This is a genomic window from Methylomonas albis (genome assembly GCF_014850955.1).
Taxonomy (GTDB): domain Bacteria; phylum Pseudomonadota; class Gammaproteobacteria; order Methylococcales; family Methylomonadaceae; genus Methylomonas; species Methylomonas albis.
On the sequence record NZ_JACXSS010000001.1, the window covers coordinates 2,150,481 to 2,166,269 of the forward strand.

Annotated in this window: 21 protein-coding genes; 15 read left to right on the forward strand and 6 right to left on the reverse strand. The window is 52.1% G+C overall.

Features of this window, described 5'->3' with window-relative positions:
- Window positions 1-81 precede the first annotated feature (81 nt).
- The gene (locus tag EBA_RS09775; RefSeq protein WP_225616081.1) at window positions 82-1,899 is read left to right on the forward strand and encodes a serine hydrolase domain-containing protein; all 1,818 of its coding nucleotides are present in this window, start codon (window positions 82-84) and stop codon (window positions 1,897-1,899) included.
- A gap of 88 nt (window positions 1,900-1,987) precedes the next feature.
- Complete coding sequence (locus EBA_RS09780; RefSeq protein WP_192374550.1) at window positions 1,988-2,359, forward strand: TfoX/Sxy family protein; 372 nt, start codon at window positions 1,988-1,990, stop codon at window positions 2,357-2,359.
- A 10-nt stretch (window positions 2,360-2,369) separates the two neighbouring features.
- On the opposite strand, the gene EBA_RS09785 is transcribed toward EBA_RS09780, so the two are convergent.
- Both EBA_RS09785 and EBA_RS09790 read right to left on the reverse strand, forming a co-directional pair.
- Window positions 2,370-2,855, reverse strand: coding sequence for an AAA family ATPase (locus EBA_RS09785; protein ID WP_192374551.1), 486 nt, complete (start codon window positions 2,853-2,855; stop codon window positions 2,370-2,372).
- Between the two features lies 1 nt (window position 2,856).
- Window positions 2,857-3,255 carry a YybH family protein gene (locus EBA_RS09790; RefSeq protein WP_192374552.1) on the reverse strand — a complete coding sequence of 133 codons (399 nt, stop codon included), beginning with the start codon at window positions 3,253-3,255 and terminating at the stop codon, window positions 2,857-2,859.
- 264 nt (window positions 3,256-3,519) lie between these two features.
- On the opposite strand from EBA_RS09790, the gene EBA_RS09795 reads away from it, so the two are divergent.
- The gene (locus EBA_RS09795) at window positions 3,520-3,759 is read left to right on the forward strand and encodes a hypothetical protein (RefSeq protein WP_192374553.1); all 240 of its coding nucleotides are present in this window, start codon (window positions 3,520-3,522) and stop codon (window positions 3,757-3,759) included.
- A gap of 183 nt (window positions 3,760-3,942) precedes the next feature.
- On the opposite strand, the gene EBA_RS09800 is transcribed toward EBA_RS09795, so the two are convergent.
- Window positions 3,943-4,416: a winged helix-turn-helix transcriptional regulator gene (locus EBA_RS09800; protein ID WP_223146662.1), complete on the reverse strand. Its 474-nt coding sequence runs from the start codon at window positions 4,414-4,416 to the stop codon at window positions 3,943-3,945.
- Here EBA_RS09800 and EBA_RS09805 point away from each other — a divergent pair.
- The 3 genes from EBA_RS09805 to EBA_RS09815 all read left to right on the forward strand — a co-directional run bounded on the left by EBA_RS09805 (window position 4,415) and on the right by EBA_RS09815 (window position 7,559).
- The gene (locus tag EBA_RS09805; RefSeq protein WP_192374554.1) at window positions 4,415-5,173 is read left to right on the forward strand and encodes an SDR family NAD(P)-dependent oxidoreductase; all 759 of its coding nucleotides are present in this window, start codon (window positions 4,415-4,417) and stop codon (window positions 5,171-5,173) included. The genes EBA_RS09800 and EBA_RS09805 overlap by 2 nt on opposite strands.
- A gap of 100 nt (window positions 5,174-5,273) precedes the next feature.
- Entirely contained in the window at window positions 5,274-6,365 is a 1,092-nt protein-coding gene (gene ada / locus EBA_RS09810) for a bifunctional DNA-binding transcriptional regulator/O6-methylguanine-DNA methyltransferase Ada (protein ID WP_225616083.1), read from the forward strand.
- 273 nt (window positions 6,366-6,638) lie between these two features.
- Window positions 6,639-7,559, forward strand: a complete 921-nt coding sequence (locus EBA_RS09815; protein ID WP_192374555.1) for an EamA family transporter — start codon at window positions 6,639-6,641, stop codon at window positions 7,557-7,559.
- Between the two features lie 186 nt (window positions 7,560-7,745).
- On the opposite strand, the gene EBA_RS09820 is transcribed toward EBA_RS09815, so the two are convergent.
- Window positions 7,746-8,162, reverse strand: coding sequence for a winged helix-turn-helix transcriptional regulator (locus tag EBA_RS09820; protein WP_192374556.1), 417 nt, complete (start codon window positions 8,160-8,162; stop codon window positions 7,746-7,748).
- Window positions 8,163-8,270: 108 nt separating this feature from the next.
- Between EBA_RS09820 and EBA_RS09825 the strand changes: the two genes are divergently transcribed.
- Window positions 8,271-8,819 (forward strand): MAPEG family protein, encoded by a 549-nt coding sequence (locus EBA_RS09825; protein WP_192374557.1) that lies wholly within the window; start codon window positions 8,271-8,273, stop codon window positions 8,817-8,819.
- Window positions 8,820-8,860: 41 nt separating this feature from the next.
- Here EBA_RS09825 and EBA_RS09830 read toward each other — a convergent pair whose 3' ends face one another.
- Window positions 8,861-9,475, reverse strand: a complete 615-nt coding sequence (locus tag EBA_RS09830) for a TetR/AcrR family transcriptional regulator (RefSeq protein WP_192374558.1) — start codon at window positions 9,473-9,475, stop codon at window positions 8,861-8,863.
- Between the two features lie 129 nt (window positions 9,476-9,604).
- On the opposite strand from EBA_RS09830, the gene EBA_RS09835 reads away from it, so the two are divergent.
- The 3 genes from EBA_RS09835 (at window position 9,605) to EBA_RS09845 (ending at window position 11,222) form a co-directional block, all read left to right on the forward strand.
- The gene (locus tag EBA_RS09835) at window positions 9,605-10,021 is read left to right on the forward strand and encodes a 4-oxalocrotonate tautomerase (protein ID WP_192374559.1); all 417 of its coding nucleotides are present in this window, start codon (window positions 9,605-9,607) and stop codon (window positions 10,019-10,021) included.
- Window positions 10,022-10,169: 148 nt separating this feature from the next.
- On the forward strand, window positions 10,170-10,658 hold the full coding sequence (locus EBA_RS09840; protein ID WP_192374560.1) for a cupin domain-containing protein: 489 nt from the start codon (window positions 10,170-10,172) through the stop codon (window positions 10,656-10,658).
- A 51-nt stretch (window positions 10,659-10,709) separates the two neighbouring features.
- Complete coding sequence (locus EBA_RS09845) at window positions 10,710-11,222, forward strand: GlcG/HbpS family heme-binding protein (RefSeq protein WP_192374561.1); 513 nt, start codon at window positions 10,710-10,712, stop codon at window positions 11,220-11,222.
- 96 nt (window positions 11,223-11,318) lie between these two features.
- Here EBA_RS09845 and EBA_RS09850 read toward each other — a convergent pair whose 3' ends face one another.
- Window positions 11,319-12,029: an autoinducer binding domain-containing protein gene (locus EBA_RS09850; protein WP_192374562.1), complete on the reverse strand. Its 711-nt coding sequence runs from the start codon at window positions 12,027-12,029 to the stop codon at window positions 11,319-11,321.
- 234 nt (window positions 12,030-12,263) lie between these two features.
- On the opposite strand from EBA_RS09850, the gene EBA_RS09855 reads away from it, so the two are divergent.
- Genes EBA_RS09855 through EBA_RS09875 form a run of 5 tightly spaced genes read left to right on the forward strand, consistent with a single transcriptional unit; the run spans window position 12,264 to window position 15,720 of the window.
- Window positions 12,264-12,695, forward strand: a complete 432-nt coding sequence (locus EBA_RS09855) for a GNAT family N-acetyltransferase (RefSeq protein WP_192374563.1) — start codon at window positions 12,264-12,266, stop codon at window positions 12,693-12,695.
- A gap of 7 nt (window positions 12,696-12,702) precedes the next feature.
- Window positions 12,703-13,812 (forward strand): NAD(P)H-dependent oxidoreductase, encoded by a 1,110-nt coding sequence (locus tag EBA_RS09860; protein WP_192374564.1) that lies wholly within the window; start codon window positions 12,703-12,705, stop codon window positions 13,810-13,812.
- Window positions 13,809-14,303 carry a GNAT family N-acetyltransferase gene (locus EBA_RS09865; protein WP_192374565.1) on the forward strand — a complete coding sequence of 165 codons (495 nt, stop codon included), beginning with the start codon at window positions 13,809-13,811 and terminating at the stop codon, window positions 14,301-14,303. The genes EBA_RS09860 and EBA_RS09865 overlap by 4 nt, the downstream gene beginning before the upstream one ends.
- A 13-nt stretch (window positions 14,304-14,316) precedes the next feature.
- Window positions 14,317-14,877, forward strand: a complete 561-nt coding sequence (locus EBA_RS09870) for a histidine phosphatase family protein (RefSeq protein WP_192374566.1) — start codon at window positions 14,317-14,319, stop codon at window positions 14,875-14,877.
- A 39-nt stretch (window positions 14,878-14,916) separates the two neighbouring features.
- The gene (locus tag EBA_RS09875; protein WP_192374567.1) at window positions 14,917-15,720 is read left to right on the forward strand and encodes a shikimate dehydrogenase family protein; all 804 of its coding nucleotides are present in this window, start codon (window positions 14,917-14,919) and stop codon (window positions 15,718-15,720) included.
- Window positions 15,721-15,789: the final 69 nt, after the last annotated feature.

Genomic DNA, 15,789 nt, shown 5'->3' on the forward strand with positions numbered 1-15,789 from the left:
AATCAGCTCGCCTAATACCATCCACCCACCAAAATCAGCTCCGGTAACAGCCTCAAAGCACCAAACACACGGCTTGTAATCTTGCTGGCCGAACTAATCGATGACCACCCCTTCAAGGATCAGATGAAAACCTATTTGACTTATTTAAGCGCGATATTGCTTTTGCTTAGCGCTTGCGCCGGTTCGCCGCCGCTAAAACCAGATGCCGTGGTACGCGGCGATTACAGTTACCTCAAAGCCCATCTGACTTGGCTGATCGAGCAGGAAATGTCCGAACAGGACGTGGAAGGCCTGAGTATTGCCGTGGTGGACGATCAGCAGGTCGTTTGGGTGCAAGGTTTCGGTTATGCCGATCAAGACAACCGGATTGCCGCGACACCGGAAACGGTTTATCGAACCGGCTCCATCTCCAAGCTCTTCACCGATACGCTGGTCATGCAACTGGCCGAGCAAGGCAAGCTGGATATAGATCAGCCGCTACAAACCTATCTGCCGAATTTTGCGATCAAAAGTCGCTTCCCGGATGCCGGGCCAATAACGCCGCGCAACATCATGAGCCATCATTCCGGTTTGCCGGGTGATAGAGGCAATGGCATGTGGACTAACAACCCGGCGCCGTTCAGTCAGCTTGTCGACCGGCTGAAAGACGAATATGCCGCCTATCCGCCCAATCGCATCTGGGCCTATTCGAATCTGGGCATCACCTTATTAGGGACGATGTTGGAAAGGCTGACCGGCGAGGATTTCAGTCCTTATGCCAACCGGCAGCTATTAAAACCACTGGGCATGACGCATGCGGCATTTGCGCCGGGCATAGCGGGAGAACTGACTTCCAAAGCCTATAAGAATGATCAGGAAAAGGCCGAAGTGGCACTGCGCGATATGCCGGCCGGCGGCTTAAATGCCAATGTTTTGGATCTAAGCCGTTTTATCGCCATGGTCTTGGCGGACGGCAAAGCCAATGGCCGGCAAATACTCAAGCCGGAAACCCTACATGAAATGCTGCGCCAGCAAAACCAGGACGTGGCGCTGGATGTGGGCAACAAAACCGGTTTGGGCTGGTTCTTGACCAGCAAGCCCGGTATCGGCGATGTGGCCGCACACGGCGGAGCAACGCTTTTTCACCGTAGCCTGTTGACGGTGCTGCCGGAACATAAATTGGGCGTAGTGGTGTTGGCGAACTCCCCGCCCACCGGCGATTTGATCGACAAAGTCACCGATAAGGCCCTAAAACTGGCGATTGCGATAAAAACCGGTCAGCCGCTGCCGGAGGACGCCGAAACACCTGAAATCGAAACCCGCGGTTTAACCGCGCAACAGCAGCACACGGCAGCCGGGCAATATGCAACCGCGCTGGGTTACATCAAGTTAACCGCGGATGGCGACACTCTGGTCACCGAACTGAACGGCAAAAGCCTGGATTTGGTCGGCAGGGACGACGGCAAATTCGGCATTCGCTACAAACTGTTGGGTTTGATTCCAATACAACCCAAGCAACTGGCCGAAGTCGGTGTATCGATACGGCATGTCGACGGCCATGATTTGGCGTTAGTCCATTGGCACGGTCAAACCTTTGTATTGGGCGAGAAAATCCAACCCGTACCGATTCCTGCGGCTATGCGTAGCCGTCTGGGCGAATACGAAATTGTCAATCTTGCCGAAGACGAGGCGATGGTTCCGGAAAAATGCGCTTTACGCGAGCGGGACGGCTTTTTGATGCTGGAGTATTCCATTCCCGCATTCGACCTGAATAACCTGACCCTCCCGATTGCACCGGTATCGGAAAACGCCGCCGTCATTCTTGGATTGGGACGCGGCATGCAGGAAACCGTGCGGCTGGAGACGATTAATGGTCAAGAGTTTGTGGCCTATTCCGGGTATTTATTGCGGAAGAAATGAGTAAAACCTTTAGGATTAGCGGTTGCCAGTCAAAACGGGTTTTATGAGTGTGCCCAAGCTTGCCATCATCCAGCAATAAGGTATGCCGATGAGTGAATTTATTGCTTATTTGCCGGAAATGTTCGAACTGTTCGGCACCATTCAGATCCGTAAGATGTTTGGGGGCTATGGCGTCTACCACGATGGCTTGATGTTCGCGCTGGTGGCGGACGATACTCTGTATCTCAAGGCGGATGCCGAGAATGTTAAATTTTTCGAGGAACAGGGGCTTGCGCCATTCGTCTATCAGCGGGAAGGCAAGCTGGCGAAAATGTCCTATTACCAGGCGCCGGCGGAATTCATGGAGGAGCGGGAGTTAGCCGCTATCTGGGCGCGCCGCTCGTACGATGCCGCGCGTAGAGCCCAACGTAAAAAACGCAAAAGCAAAACGGATACGGCGGTGATACGTCATTTAGACTGATCCAGAATACCTAATATCGAATAATGTTGAAACCTTCTTCCTGCTGAGGGGCTACGAAGTAACTCGTGATTAGGTCAAATTCGGTATCAGCCACTACAAAAGCGTGAGTGCCAGACGCGTTTCTCGCACGTAAACGTGTCAAGCATTTGTCGTCCGACACATCAAGAAAATGCAACATATGCTTTGATTCGGCTCTGTCAATAATAGACCTCATCCATTTTCTATTTCCCACGGTGTTGGCTGGAAAATCCAATACCACAGAGACACCTATACGAAGTAAATCGGTCACATGCGGCCCAATTGCTCCACGTAAACTCGAAGAATGCTTGACATAGTCTGCAACAGACTTGATGTTGTCTGGATAAAGATGTGCAAGCCATACATCCTCGCTAATAATAACCGTGCCTGGTGTCTTGGCCAGTTCTTTTGCCAATGTCGATTTACCGGAGGCGATTTTTCCGCAGAGCAGATGCAATGTTGGCAGTAGCTTTGGCATTTTATATGGCTCCCAGTAAGTCAGTGCCATACGAATTATCGATAACACAAAGCCACTTGCCGACAGGGTCTTCCCGAAAGACATAGGTGGCGCGCCTTGACATGCAACTCGTTACACCGGCAGCATCCGCCGTTTCCAGAACGGTTTCCATGATCACTAGAGCCGTATTCCCGCTCTGAATGACATGAATCGCGCCTTGTTTGGCCACAAGACTATGATTGAAATATTCGGCAATCGCGAGGAACGCCTTATGGATTTGTTCCTTGCCTGTAGCAATCAAGCCTGGCTTGATGACAAGCGTTGCATCGTCTGCGTAGAAAGCCATCAAGGTATCGAAGTCCTCTTCAGTGATTGCTTTGTCAGCAGCTTCGATAACTTGTTTAAGTGGATGGTATGCCATATCGATCTCCTAAGTAGGGTAAGTCACCAAGAGACAGGCAATAAAAAACCCGCCTCAGGGCGGGTTGCAGTAGAAAGTAAACGTGCTAACCCACCATTGGTGTAATGGTGGTAATAATAGCCAGCAGGGTTGGGAGCACGTTAGTCATGATGGGATGTTAACAGAAGCCATAGCGCCGATCAAACGATAAACTAGCTGAGCATTTTTAGAAATTCGGATCTGCGTGCAATAAAACAACGCTAACGGATCGAGCCGCAGTTGGTATTGCTGGAACTAGCGGAACTGGAACAGGCCGTGCGGGCCTATCCCTTTCCCGACGCGCTGGCCATCATCAAGAAAGACAGCGAACGGTTTAGCCTGATCGATCAGGTTTTCTACCTGCATGCGCCTGAAGGTATCGGCCGCTCGAAACTGGCGGCCCAGGCCGAAAAGCGTCTCGGTGTGGCGATGACGGGCCGCAATTGGCGAACGGTTTGCAAGCTCATCGAGCTGGCGAAAGCGTGAAATCCTGACATAGCCAATCGTTCGCATGCCGACCGACGAAAACTCATCAGGTGAAACGAACGTGCCAATTGCAACTTTTCAGCCTAACGCCGGGTACGCTGTGGTGAGTTTATGAACCACTCAGTTCGCGAACGATGTGCTTCACGCTGTTCAGCACGTCCTACGGTCCTAACCAACCAGCAGTTATGTTTCTAGCTGTGACGCCCTGAATTCAGATTCAATATCTCTTTGCACGGCTTTTATGTGTTGCAATATTTCCAAAATGCGTTTGCCGAAGTCGGTTAGATAATACTCTACGCGTGGCGGAATCTCAGGATAAGCCGTTTTACCGATTACCCCCAGTTCTATCATCCTAGAAAAGTAGTAACTTTGGACGCGAGTAGTCAGTCCCGGCAATGCCTTTTCAATTGCTCCCGGCCTACAAATTCCGTTCTGAATAGCGTCCAGGATTTTTAATGACCATTTGCAGCCATAGACAGCAGAAATAGTCACGGCTACATCAGGGATATTACTTATTTTCTCCCGGTTTGATGCCATATCTGTCATAAAAGTGCCTACCTCACAAAAAAGTGCCCGCTTGTTGCCAAGGGCCTGTAATGCCAGGATTGTAGCCGGCAAATTTCTAAAATACAAAACGACAAGTGAGGAACTAAACATGAGTTTAACAGGTAAAGTGGTATTGATCACTGGTGGTGGAACAGGTATGGGTGCAGACGCGGCGCGGGGTTTTTTGGATGCGGGTGCAAAGGTTGTCATTAATGGCCGGCGTGAAGATAAATTGGCGGCGTTAGCTTCAACCTTGGATCCAACCTCGCAAAATATTGCCTATGTAGCAGGGGATATACGAAAAACTGAAACGAGTGCTGAGCTTATTAAAATGGCCATTTTGAAATTCGGTGGCGTTGATATTTTGATTAATAACGCGGGGGTTTTTGCAGCTAAACCGTTTCTTTTACACACGGAAGAAGAGCTAGATGGTTATTTACAGCTGCTACGCGCTTATTTTATTACCTCCCAATATGCCATTAAGGAGATGCTGGAACGCGGTTCAGGTACAGTGATAAATATAGGTTCGATGTGGGCAAACCATGCGATCGCTGCAACGCCATGCTGCGGCGCGGCAACATGGAAAGGGGGTGTTCATGCGTTCACCAAGAATTTAGCGATAGAATATGCCCCACATAAAATTCGTGTCAATTGCATTGCGACTGCTCTGGTTGAAACGCCGCTCTTTGATGAATTACTGACTATAGAGCAACTGCAAAGTTTTAATACTTTTCATCCTATTGGCCGAAACGGGCAAGTTAAAGATACGACAGCAGCAATATTGTTTCTTGCCGACGAGGAGCTCAGTGGTTGGATAACAGGCGTTGTGTTGCCGCTAGACGGAGGCGTTACCGCTGGGCGTAATTAACCGACTCCTTTGTATTCAATCTGTTCTTCGATGTTTAATTTGAAAGCAAGACTCGGAGTGTTCAAGCGCTGTGATTTGGGTAAATTAACGGTGAGAATGAATGAAATCCGGAGCCGATATGCTAAACCCGATTAAACCTGACGCTTTGCCAACCGAGAACGACCCTCGTTGGCAAGCCGTGCTCGCCCGTGATCAAGCCGCCGACGGCAGGTTTTTCTACTCGGTAAAAACCACCGGCGTCTATTGCCGGCCGTCCTGTCCGGCGCGTACCGCCAAACCGGAAAATGTGCTGTTCCATCTTAGCCGGGACGAAGCGGAGGCGGCCGGATTCCGCCCCTGCCGGCGTTGCAAACCGAATCAACCTGCCTTGCGCGAACAGCATGTCGCTAAAGTTTTGGAGATCTGCCGCTTGCTGGACACTGCGGAAACCGAGCCTAGTCTTACCGAGTTGGCGGTCGTTGCCGGACTCAGTCCTTTTCATTTTCACAGGATTTTTAAAGCCGTCACCGGTTTGACGCCTAAAGCCTACGCAGCAGCCCAGCTCCTTAACCGGGTTCGGAAGCAACTGGCAAAAAGTCAATCGGTAACCGCCGCCATTTACGCGGCCGGTTACGAGTCAAACAGCCGGTTTTACGAGCAATCGCCGCAGTTGTTAGGCATGACGCCATCCGATTATCGGGCCGGCGGTACTCATAGCCGAATTCGTTTTGCCCTGGGCGAATGCTCGTTGGGGTCCATTCTGGTGGCGGCCAGCGCCATCGGAATTTGTGCCATTGCGTTGGGCGACGATCCGGACCGCTTGGCACGGGATTTACAAGATTGTTTTCCTCAGGCCGAGCTGCTTGGCGGCGATAGCGAGTTCGAACAATGGGTCGCCAAAGTAGTCGGTTTTGTCGAGGCGCCGGCTATCGGCCTGGATTTACCGCTGGACATTCGCGGCACCGTATTTCAACAACGGGTTTGGCAAGCATTGCGGCAAATTCCAGTGGGCGAGAAAGTAAGTTACACCGATATTGCGCAACGCATAGGCGCTCCGAAGGCCGTGCGCGCGGTGGCTGGCGCCTGCGCGGCCAATTCCTTGGCCGTAGCAATACCGTGCCATCGCGTGATTCGCTCGGACGGCGGCTTGTCTGGCTATCGTTGGGGCGTTGAGCGCAAAGCCGAATTGCTGCGCCGGGAAAGTCAAATATGAGCAGCGGTATTTTCTTGTGTATGTTGCCGATTCCTACTTGTTACCGGGCATAATACATATTCACGCCAGCGATAGAGTGGCCGTTTCAGAATAAGAGGCATCTGGGGCCCGTTTGACGCTCCGGTTTTTACCGCTGGTAGCCGACTCTCCAACCGATAGGCTTTCCTATGGTGCTAACCTCAATTAGAACAACAAAAATTATTCGTTCTGGTCGTTATGCCCTTGGCTGGCGGAGGGGCAAGTAGCAACTGAAATCAAAAAGGCGTTAAAAGAATGAAAGCTAAGGTTTGGGCCGCGTTGTTGGCGGTTTATCTGGTATGGGGATCGACTTATTTGATGATCCGCTTCGTCGTCGAAACATTGCCGCCATTTTTATCGGCCGGATTGCGTTTCCTCGTCTCCGGCGCCATTTTGCTGGCTTGGCGGCGTCTGGCCGGCGATGCCGCGCCGACCTTAAGGCAGTGGCGTTCGGCTGCTGTTGTCGGCATTATGTTATTGCTGGGCGGAAATGGCTTGGTCTGTTGGGCCGAACAAACCGTCCCGTCCGGCGTCGCCGCGCTAATAATCGGTGCCGTGCCCATGTTTCTGGTGATTGCCGACGCGCTCAGACCTAACGGCGTCAGACCCACGCTACGCGTACTGGTTGGGTTGGTCATAGGCTTCATGGGGATTTACCTGCTGGTCGGTCCGTCGGTGTTTGCGGACGGTATGCCGTTAAACATGTCTGGCGTGGCAGCGCTACTGCTCGCTAGTTTGCTTTGGGCTCTTGGTTCAATCTACAGCAAGACCGCAGATCTACCGAAAACGGCGCTGATGACAACCGGAGCGGAAATGCTGGCCGGCGGCTTTGCCTTGTTGCTTGTCAGTGTCCTAAGCGAAAACTGGCAGCTCTTTAGTATTGCCCAAGTCTCGACCGATTCGTGGCTGGCTTTGGCCTATCTGATCGGATTCGGTTCGATGGTCGGTTTCGCATCCTACGCCTGGCTCCTGCAAAATGCGCCGATCCCGCTAGTGGCGACATACGCCTACGTCAATCCGCTGGTGGCGGTGTTTTTAGGCAACTGGTTCGCGCAAGAACCGCTCACGCCGCGTATCCTGAGTGCATCGGCGATCATCATCGGGGCTATCATATTCATGAACAGCTCTCAACTTTCCAGGGCCAAGCCGGCAGCGGATCGAGGCGCGAGTAAATGATGCACCTCAACACGAGTGAGCCTTTTTGAGTCCTGGCGGAGGCAATAGCCGAAATACGTTTAGGCCGCTTGCTTATAATCAAACGGTCGATTTGGTAGTTTTTGTGTCTTGAAGCGTCGAATTAACAAGCTGTCCCGATTGTTGCCGGTCTGGCTGATTGCTGGTATCTGCTTTGTTGCAAAACGATCAGGATTGCCGAATTCGCGCCGCTTGCTGCAAATCGGCGATCAGCTGCTGCGGCTCTTCTTGGTAGCGGCGCATGAGTTCCGGAGGGGCTGCGGTATGCTGGTCGTAAATCACGCTCCAGCGGCTAATTTCGAGTAGTACCGGCACCAGATCGAGCGCTTTGTCCGTCAGTTCATAAAACACTTGGCGCTTGTCTTCGGGCTTGTGCTTGCGGATAACGAGTCCGTCCGCTTCCATTTTTTTCAGTCGCGAAGCCAGAATATTGGTTGCGATTCCTTCTTTCGAAGTCATCAACTCCCGGTAGTGCCGTTTGCCGCTTAGCATCAGATCGCGGAGTACGATCAGCGTCCACCGGTCTCCGAATACTTCAAGGGCATAATCAATTGGACATCTATTTTTGAGCTGAGATTCGGACATTTGGCTTATTTACTTGCGTTTTGCAATTGAATCAGGATAATTGGTTGCATGTTGCAAGTATATCAATCGAAGCTGATTCCGCAAACCACATTCATCAGGAGATCGTATATGTCGCCAATAAATTCTACTGTCACCAATATCTCGTTGCCGCGGATTTACACGGCTCCTTGCATCATAGTCGGATCAGTCGCAGCATGGTTATTTTGGCTATTAGCCGGTGAACATCGGGCTGTTCCACCGGAGCTGCTTGTGTCTCCCATGGCCACGCTCTTTACGCTGACGGCTTTGGTATGGCTGATGATGGTCGTCGCACGCAATATTGCCGTTATTCGAGGGCATGCGTCGATCAGGTATTTCGCGGATTACAAGGCGGATGTGCCAGTTGACGATCGATTCGAGCGTCCGGCTCGAACGTTCAACAATCTAATGCAAGTACCCGCGCTTTTTTATGTGATTTGTCTATTGATGCTTGTCGAGAAAAACGCCGACAATGTTCAAATCGCGCTGGCCTGGGCTTTTGTTGTACTCAGGTATGCCCATGCCGTCATTTATATGGCCGTAAACTGGGTGCCGTATCGCTTCGCGACGTGGGCTTCAAGCTGCATCGTTCTGGGCACGCTTTGGTTTCGCTTTGTGACGGCGGTTGGGTTGGGCTAAGCTTAGATGAAAGCCAGACGACCGGACGAATACCATTGAATTTAAGTACTCTTTTGCCGGGTGATCACCGCTTGCTGAACGGCCGTTGCAATTTCATTGGCGATTTTTTCGTCTGCAACCGCGCGCGCTAACGTTACGCCGCCAATCAACATTGCAAAGTTAGACCACGCATTATCAATAGCCGCTTGATCGGTTGTTTTGGGCGTACCTTCTGCCGCAAGTTTGACTATCTCTAGCAGCTCCGACTCAAATGCGGCGCGAATTGCTTCCTCGGAGCGACAGACTTCCGGCGTCACACTTTGAAGTATGCAGCTGTCGCCCAGATCGCAGGTGCGTTTTGGACCCATGTAATACGTTGCAAATTCTTCCCACCAGTTTTCGCCATATTTCTGCTGAAAAATGCCGATCCCGGATTTCAAATCCTCCATTCCTGCAATGATCGCCGCTTTAAACGCATCGGCTTTGGAACTGAAGTGTCCGTAGAACGCCCCTGACGTCACGCCGGCTTCCTTTGCCAAGCCATCGACGCCGATGCCACTGTAGCCGCCTTTTCGAAAGCAACGCCCGGCCGCCTCAATAATGCGCTGGCAGGTTTGTTGTTTTTGGTCTGCTGTATATCTCACGCGGGTATATCCAATGCTATTTTGGATTGGCATTGTATCAAATGGATGTAATCAGAACCTTTGACAACATAACGATCGTTATATATTATTGTGTAGCGATCGTTATTTAATGTTCGTCGCGTAGCTTCCGCTACGCGTAACCCCAAACAACAGGAAACCGACATGCCGCTTACTCTTACACTCACAGAAGGTGTATTACCCGCGGGAACCGAAAGGCTCGCTTTTCGCAGAATTTGCGATTCAATGTTGAAATGGCACGGGCTGTCCTGCAATAAGGTGATGACGCCGAATGTCGTTGGCGCTATCCATCTGCTGCCCAAACAACAAACCTACTCAGGATTGCAAGAAAGTGATGTCGCCTTTATCGAATGGAAGGTGCCGTCATTTGCGTTTAACACACCCGAAATTCAGCAGGGACATATCGAAGAAGCCACCGACATTATTCATGAACTCTCGGGCGGCCGCCTGCCTAAACACCAAATTTGGGCCAATGTCGTCCATGCTGTTGATGGCGCCTGGGGAATCGCTGGTCAGGCGTTGACCAATAAACAGTTAGGTGAGGCACTTTCCACAGGCTAAATTTAGATAAATTCGCGGGTCGATCCCTAATGGCCCGCGAGTAACAATGTTTACTAACTCCGCAGACGCTCCATGCCAAAAAGCCGCCCGCAAAGCTCAAAACATCACACCAGCGTCCAGTAAACGCACATTGATAAAAGGAAAATATATGTCAAACGGTTCTACCTCGAAAGCGATCGAAGTCATGACACCTAACATCGAATGCGATATCAAACGACGGCTGTTGCTGGCTGGGATGGTCGGTGCGGTAGGCGCATTCTCCGCGACGCCGTTGTTCGCACAAATCACATCGCAGGATAAGACGACAATCTCCGCCGATGGTATCGTGCGGACTATCCTGCAAAGCCATGAAGATAATGAAGGCAACGAATTTCGTTTGGTCATGACCACCTATCCGCCGGGAGTGGGCTTGCCAGCTCACCATCACCCCTCAGTGGGTTTCAATTACATTCTTGAGGGTATAGCGGAATCGCAGTACGTTGACGAGCCAATACTAACCTTCAGAGCTGGGGATAGCTACCAAGACAAGGCGAACGCTCAACACCTGATTTTTCGCAATGCCGACAGGATCAATCCGCTGAAGTATTTAATCGCTTATACCACCCAAAAAGGCCAACCATTTTTGATGGTTCCTTAATGCCAAAACACTTATTGGGCATTTCGGACATCACGTCACCGGAAGTACGCTATGAATAAACAACGAAAAGGTTTGCAGGTAATTTCGATACTTTTGCTATTGCAAGCCGATGTGCATGCTGCGGAAAATAGTTATATGCTTCCGCTTACTTTAGCGGTCGAAGCTGCCAGCGAAACGGTTCGCTCCTGCGAAGCTTTGGGATATAACGTCTCGGTGGCGTTTGTCGATATGTTCGGTCAGCCAAGAGTTCAGCTAAAAAGCGACAAGAGTACGCCGCATACCTTCGAGACAGCCTATCGAAAAGCCTACACTATCGTGACGTTTGGCCCTAACTATCATTTAGAAACCAGTGGTCAAGTCGCCGACCTAATGAGCAAAAACCCGGCATTTTATAATGCCGTACTCACCATCCCCAATGTCACGCCACTGCCCGGCGCATTAGCGATAAAAGTGCAAGAAAATATAATAGGTGCGATTGGGGTCAGCGGTGCGCCGGGTGGCGATAAAGATGAAGCCTGTGCGCAAGCGGGTATTGACAAAATCAGCCGTAGATTGCCCGAATAGTCATCCTATTCAAAATAACTCATTGCTTGGACGCGTGATCGAAATTGGTGTCAATCGGGTAGTCACAGTTGTCAATCGGCGGCTTTCGAAAAGCATTTACAAAAAACCGAGCATCGCCGCTTTAATGGCCGCCGCGGTTTTGTTGCTGGCATTTAATTTCGTCGCGGCATTGCTGATATGGAAATTAACGGTCCGCTCGGTAATTTTCATGGTATTGGCAATTTCGCCGGAAGTTTTGCCATCTGCCGTCCAGCGTAGCACCGCAATCTCGCGGTTCGATAGTTTCGCGTCCGCTTCCGGCAGCAATTTGGGTAATAAGCGGCGCGATAGGGCTATATGCGCAGTTTGGGTCAACCAAGCCATTTTAAAAGCCTTGTCCGCCAGCTCGGTTTCGCTCAGCGGCTCATCGGCTCGCGCCAAAGTGAGCATGCCGGTTGCGCCTGGGACATCCCGCATGGATTGCGCCCAACCGTAACGCAAGCCGAACGAACGGGCTTCCTCCCAAAACGCCGCCGTTGAGGCGAACAAACCGTCCGTCCACAGGATGGGCAGCGACGAGCGCAGGGCGTGTTTGACGGTGGGATCGACCGCGCAATAATTTTTAGCTTGATATTGCGCTTGCCAAGCCGATGGATAATTACTCACTTTCACGATCTTCGGCTTGCTCAACGGCAGCGCCAACCGGAGGCCGTAGGCGCAATAATCAAAACCCAATTCTGCACCCAACGCCGCAATGGTTTGGAAAAGCTGATGCTCACTATCGCTGGTCTGCAATGCGTGAAGTTGAATTTCTTGCCAGGCTTTCATGGGCTTACCGTCGTTAAATCTGTTCGAAAGCTTATCCCAAAGCCTGAGCACACGGAAACAAAATGTCCGGACTATTTACCAGCAAAGCAGAATGGCGATATAAGCTGTCAATATTGACAGTTGTTAGGCCGTTGTAAATAGCGTCTAATCCGGCAAAGCGGGTAGGCGTTTAAACTGCACCCGGTATTATGTTGTAAGCCAACAGCCCCGTTTTTTGATTATTAAGCCGTAGCCATGACTTTCGATATTTTCATTGCCGATACCGAGGCGGAAATTCAAGCCTGTTTTCCGGTGTTCAGCGAGTTGCGCCTGTACCTCAAGCAAGAACAGTTTCTAGCCCAGGTTCGCCGCCAGCAACTGCAGTCCTACCAAATTCTGGCTGTTAGACAGCAGGGCGCCGTTAAAAGCGTGGCGGGTTTTCGTTTGGCCGAGTTTTTGGCCTGGGGCAAAATACTGTACGTCGACGATTTGGCCACGCTCAGCGGCGAGACTTCGCAAGGTTTTGCCGGCGCTTTGCTCGATTGGCTGATAGCCCATGCCCAAGCCCACGGTTGCCGAGGCGTGCATCTGGATTCCGGCCATCAGCGCTTTATCGCCCATCGCTTGTATCTTAACAAGGGCTTTCAACTGAGCAGCCATCACTTTTCCCTGAGCTTCAATACCTAGCTTTGCCATGAAAATTCTGGCCTTATCCGGCAGCTTGCGGGCGGCGTCCATCAATTCCGCAGTGCTGCGGGCCGTAAAACAGTTGGCACCGGCCTCGATTGAAGTCCGTCTGTTTTCCGGGCTTGGCAACTTGCCCTTATACAATCCGGATTTGGAAAACGCGCCGCCAGCTGTCGCCCGGCAATTGCGCAACGAAGTGGCTGCGGCGGATGCCTTGCTGATCGCCAGCCCGGAATATGCGCACGGCGTTACCGGCACTATCAAAAATGCGCTGGATTGGCTGGTGGCCTTCGAGGGTTTTGTTGACAAGCCGGTGGCGGTATTGAACGCGACGCCGCGCGCCCATCATGCCGATACCGCGCTCCGGGAAACCTTGGTCACCATGTCGGCCACGCTGATCGAAACGGCATCGATCACCTTGCCTTTGCCGAGTGCGAACATCTCCGAAACGGATATGCTGGCTGCGCCGGAAATCGTTTCATTACTGAGCGGGGTATTAACCAAAATCCAACGCACGGTAAAGCTGTTGCCGGACATGAAGCCTTTCTTGGGCAGCAGTGTCTATATCGACAGCCAACACCCGGCTATCGTCGCCCAAGCCGCCAAGCTGGCGGAGGGCGCCGCCGCTGAGGAAGAAATCGCCAAACGCTGTTTCGAATTCGTTCGCGACGAAATCAAACATAGCTGGGACTACCGGCTGAACCCAGTGACCTGTAAAGCCTTCGAGGTATTGATCCACGGCACCGGCTATTGTTGCGCTAAAAGCCATTTGCTGGCGGCGCTGCTGCGCGCCAACGCCATTCCGGCCGGACTGTGTTACCAGCGCTTGACGCTAGACGGCGACCAGCCGCCTTTTTGCCTGCACGGTTTGAACGCGGTTTACCTGCCGCAACATGGTTGGTACCGGATCGATGCGCGCGGCAATAAGCCAGGCGTAAACGCGGAGTTTTGCCCGCCGCTGGAAAAATTGGCGTTCCCGATTGTGAATCCCTTGGAACAAGACTTGCCCGGCATCCATGCGGAACCCTTGCCGACCGTCGTCAAAGCCTTAACCGAATACCAAACCGTCGAGCAGGTTTATCACAACTTGCCGGATGTTGCCGCTACCGAGCAATGACCACGAACTCGTCGTTAATCATCCGTCCCGCTGTAGCGACCGATGCCGAGTGCGTTAGCCAACTGATTGGCAGCGTTGCCAACCGTTGTACGATTTCCCCAACTGGAGACGGTGCCGAGTTGTTTTATTCGAGCATCAGCCCGCAAGCGATTGGGTGCTACATCGCCGATGCTAATTTCCTTTATCTCGTCGGTTTGCGAAACGGTAAGCTGGCCGGCGTCGTTGCCGTCCGCGACGCCCGGCATTTGTTTCATCTGTTTGTTGCGCCTGCCTGTCAATACCAAGGCATCGGCACGACATTGGCCTTGCGAGCCATCGAGTTGTCATTGGCCGCAAGCCCGTCGGAAATCTTCACAGTGAATGCCTCGCTACCCTCTGTGCCGTTTTACGCACGGCTGGGCTTTCGGCCGCAGGGGTCAAAGATCGAGGATAAAGGTGTGGCATTTGTACCCATGCAATTGCTAATCTCAGTACTAAACACCGTTTCGTAGCTTAGATCTGCTGATGGAAATTACTTTAATCCGACACGGTAAACCGAGATTCGAGCTGAAAGGCAAAGCCAAGGCGCGAGAAATTGGCGAGATTATCAGCCGTTATGATTTATCCGGTATCGCGGACGAACCGCCGGAACACGCCAAGCTGCGCGCATCGGCTTGCCATGTCGCCGTTTGTAGCGACTTTATCCGTTCTTTGGAATCGGCCAAGGCACTAGGATTTAGCGATATTTTGCTGAGCGACCCGGTGTTCCGGGAAATCGCTACCCCTCATTTCAAACAGGGGGCGTTGACGATGTCGGTCGATGCCTGGGGCGTGCTGTTGCGATGTCTGTCGGTGATTGGATTCTCGCGAAACGGAGAGTCGTTGTTAATGGCAAAAAGGCGGGCGCAAGTTGCGGCATCGACATTAATAGACATGGCGCATGAGCATCAAAGCGTCTTGTTGGCGGGGCATGGTTTCGTTAATTACTTCATAGCCCAGGCGTTGTTAGCCCGAAATTGGGTTGGTCCCGCGAAGCCGGGCGGCGGCTATTGGGAATATGGGGTATATCGCTATCGTGCAACATGACCCGCAAAGGAACAATCCGTTTAAGCCACATTCAAAAATATGCTCGCATCGATTACCGGCAACACCAAGATACTCGGCGTCATCGCCGACCCGGTCAGCCAGGCCAGAACGCCGGCTATGGCAAACGCATTACTGGGTGAAAGCGGGCTATGGGGTGCCTTTATCATGCTTCCCATGCAAGTATCGGCACAAGGCTTTCCCGCATTCATTGCCGGCCTGCGCGCGTTGAAAAACTTCGGGGGCGCAGTCGTCTCCATGCCACACAAAGTCATTGCCGCCCACTTGGTTGATGAACTGACGCCGGAGGCACGCCTGGTCGGTGCCGTGAATGTCATTCGCCGGAACGGTGACGGCCGCCTGATTGGCACAATGCTGGACGGCGAAGGTTTTGTTGCCGGATTAGCCGGCGCCGGCTACAGCGTGAAAGGCACGCACATCCTTCTGGTCGGCGCCGGAGGCGCTGCATCGGCAATTGCTTTTGCCCTTGCCAAACACGGCTGCGCTTCACTTTGCATCCAAAATCGAACACCGGAAAGAGCCAGTGCGCTGTCACCGAGAGTCTGCCATGCCTATCCGCAAGTGGACATATCGACAGAGGTGCGTTCGAATTGCCACTACGATGTCGCTATCAACGCCACTTCTCTCGGCATGAAGCCAAATGATGAGCTACCGATAGCCAAACCGATGATTCGGCATTGCGATCTGGTAGCCGAATGCGTCATCGCACCGGAAATGACGCCGTTACTCCAGAAAGCGTCCGGCCAAGGGAAAGCCATCCATACCGGCGTTCCCATGTTGGCCGCGCAAATGCATCTGATGTTGGCGTTCATGGGAGCCGAGTGAGATGCAATGGGCCAAGAGAATTTGTCGATATGTCGAAAATCCGGCTGCGGTTGCAGCGATAGCCGAATC

Excerpts from the sequence above, each read along its gene's own strand:
- EBA_RS09780 (WP_192374550.1), top strand. The coding sequence starts at position 1,988 with ATGAGTGAATTTATTGCTTATTTGCCGGAAATGTTCGAACTGTTCGGC.
- EBA_RS09785 (WP_192374551.1), bottom strand. The coding sequence starts at position 2,855 with ATGCCAAAGCTACTGCCAACATTGCATCTGCTCTGCGGAAAAATCGCC.
- EBA_RS09790 (WP_192374552.1), bottom strand. The coding sequence starts at position 3,255 with ATGGCATACCATCCACTTAAACAAGTTATCGAAGCTGCTGACAAAGCA.
- EBA_RS09805 (WP_192374554.1), top strand. The coding sequence starts at position 4,415 with ATGAGTTTAACAGGTAAAGTGGTATTGATCACTGGTGGTGGAACAGGT.
- EBA_RS09800 (WP_223146662.1), bottom strand. The coding sequence starts at position 4,416 with ATGTTTAGTTCCTCACTTGTCGTTTTGTATTTTAGAAATTTGCCGGCT.
- ada (WP_225616083.1), top strand. The coding sequence starts at position 5,274 with ATGAAATCCGGAGCCGATATGCTAAACCCGATTAAACCTGACGCTTTG.
- EBA_RS09815 (WP_192374555.1), top strand. The coding sequence starts at position 6,639 with ATGAAAGCTAAGGTTTGGGCCGCGTTGTTGGCGGTTTATCTGGTATGG.
- EBA_RS09820 (WP_192374556.1), bottom strand. The coding sequence starts at position 8,162 with ATGTCCGAATCTCAGCTCAAAAATAGATGTCCAATTGATTATGCCCTT.
- EBA_RS09825 (WP_192374557.1), top strand. The coding sequence starts at position 8,271 with ATGTCGCCAATAAATTCTACTGTCACCAATATCTCGTTGCCGCGGATT.
- EBA_RS09830 (WP_192374558.1), bottom strand. The coding sequence starts at position 9,475 with ATGCCAATCCAAAATAGCATTGGATATACCCGCGTGAGATATACAGCA.
- EBA_RS09835 (WP_192374559.1), top strand. The coding sequence starts at position 9,605 with ATGCCGCTTACTCTTACACTCACAGAAGGTGTATTACCCGCGGGAACC.
- EBA_RS09840 (WP_192374560.1), top strand. The coding sequence starts at position 10,170 with ATGTCAAACGGTTCTACCTCGAAAGCGATCGAAGTCATGACACCTAAC.
- EBA_RS09845 (WP_192374561.1), top strand. The coding sequence starts at position 10,710 with ATGAATAAACAACGAAAAGGTTTGCAGGTAATTTCGATACTTTTGCTA.
- EBA_RS09850 (WP_192374562.1), bottom strand. The coding sequence starts at position 12,029 with ATGAAAGCCTGGCAAGAAATTCAACTTCACGCATTGCAGACCAGCGAT.
- EBA_RS09855 (WP_192374563.1), top strand. The coding sequence starts at position 12,264 with ATGACTTTCGATATTTTCATTGCCGATACCGAGGCGGAAATTCAAGCC.
- EBA_RS09860 (WP_192374564.1), top strand. The coding sequence starts at position 12,703 with ATGAAAATTCTGGCCTTATCCGGCAGCTTGCGGGCGGCGTCCATCAAT.
- EBA_RS09865 (WP_192374565.1), top strand. The coding sequence starts at position 13,809 with ATGACCACGAACTCGTCGTTAATCATCCGTCCCGCTGTAGCGACCGAT.
- EBA_RS09870 (WP_192374566.1), top strand. The coding sequence starts at position 14,317 with ATGGAAATTACTTTAATCCGACACGGTAAACCGAGATTCGAGCTGAAA.
- EBA_RS09875 (WP_192374567.1), top strand. The coding sequence starts at position 14,917 with ATGCTCGCATCGATTACCGGCAACACCAAGATACTCGGCGTCATCGCC.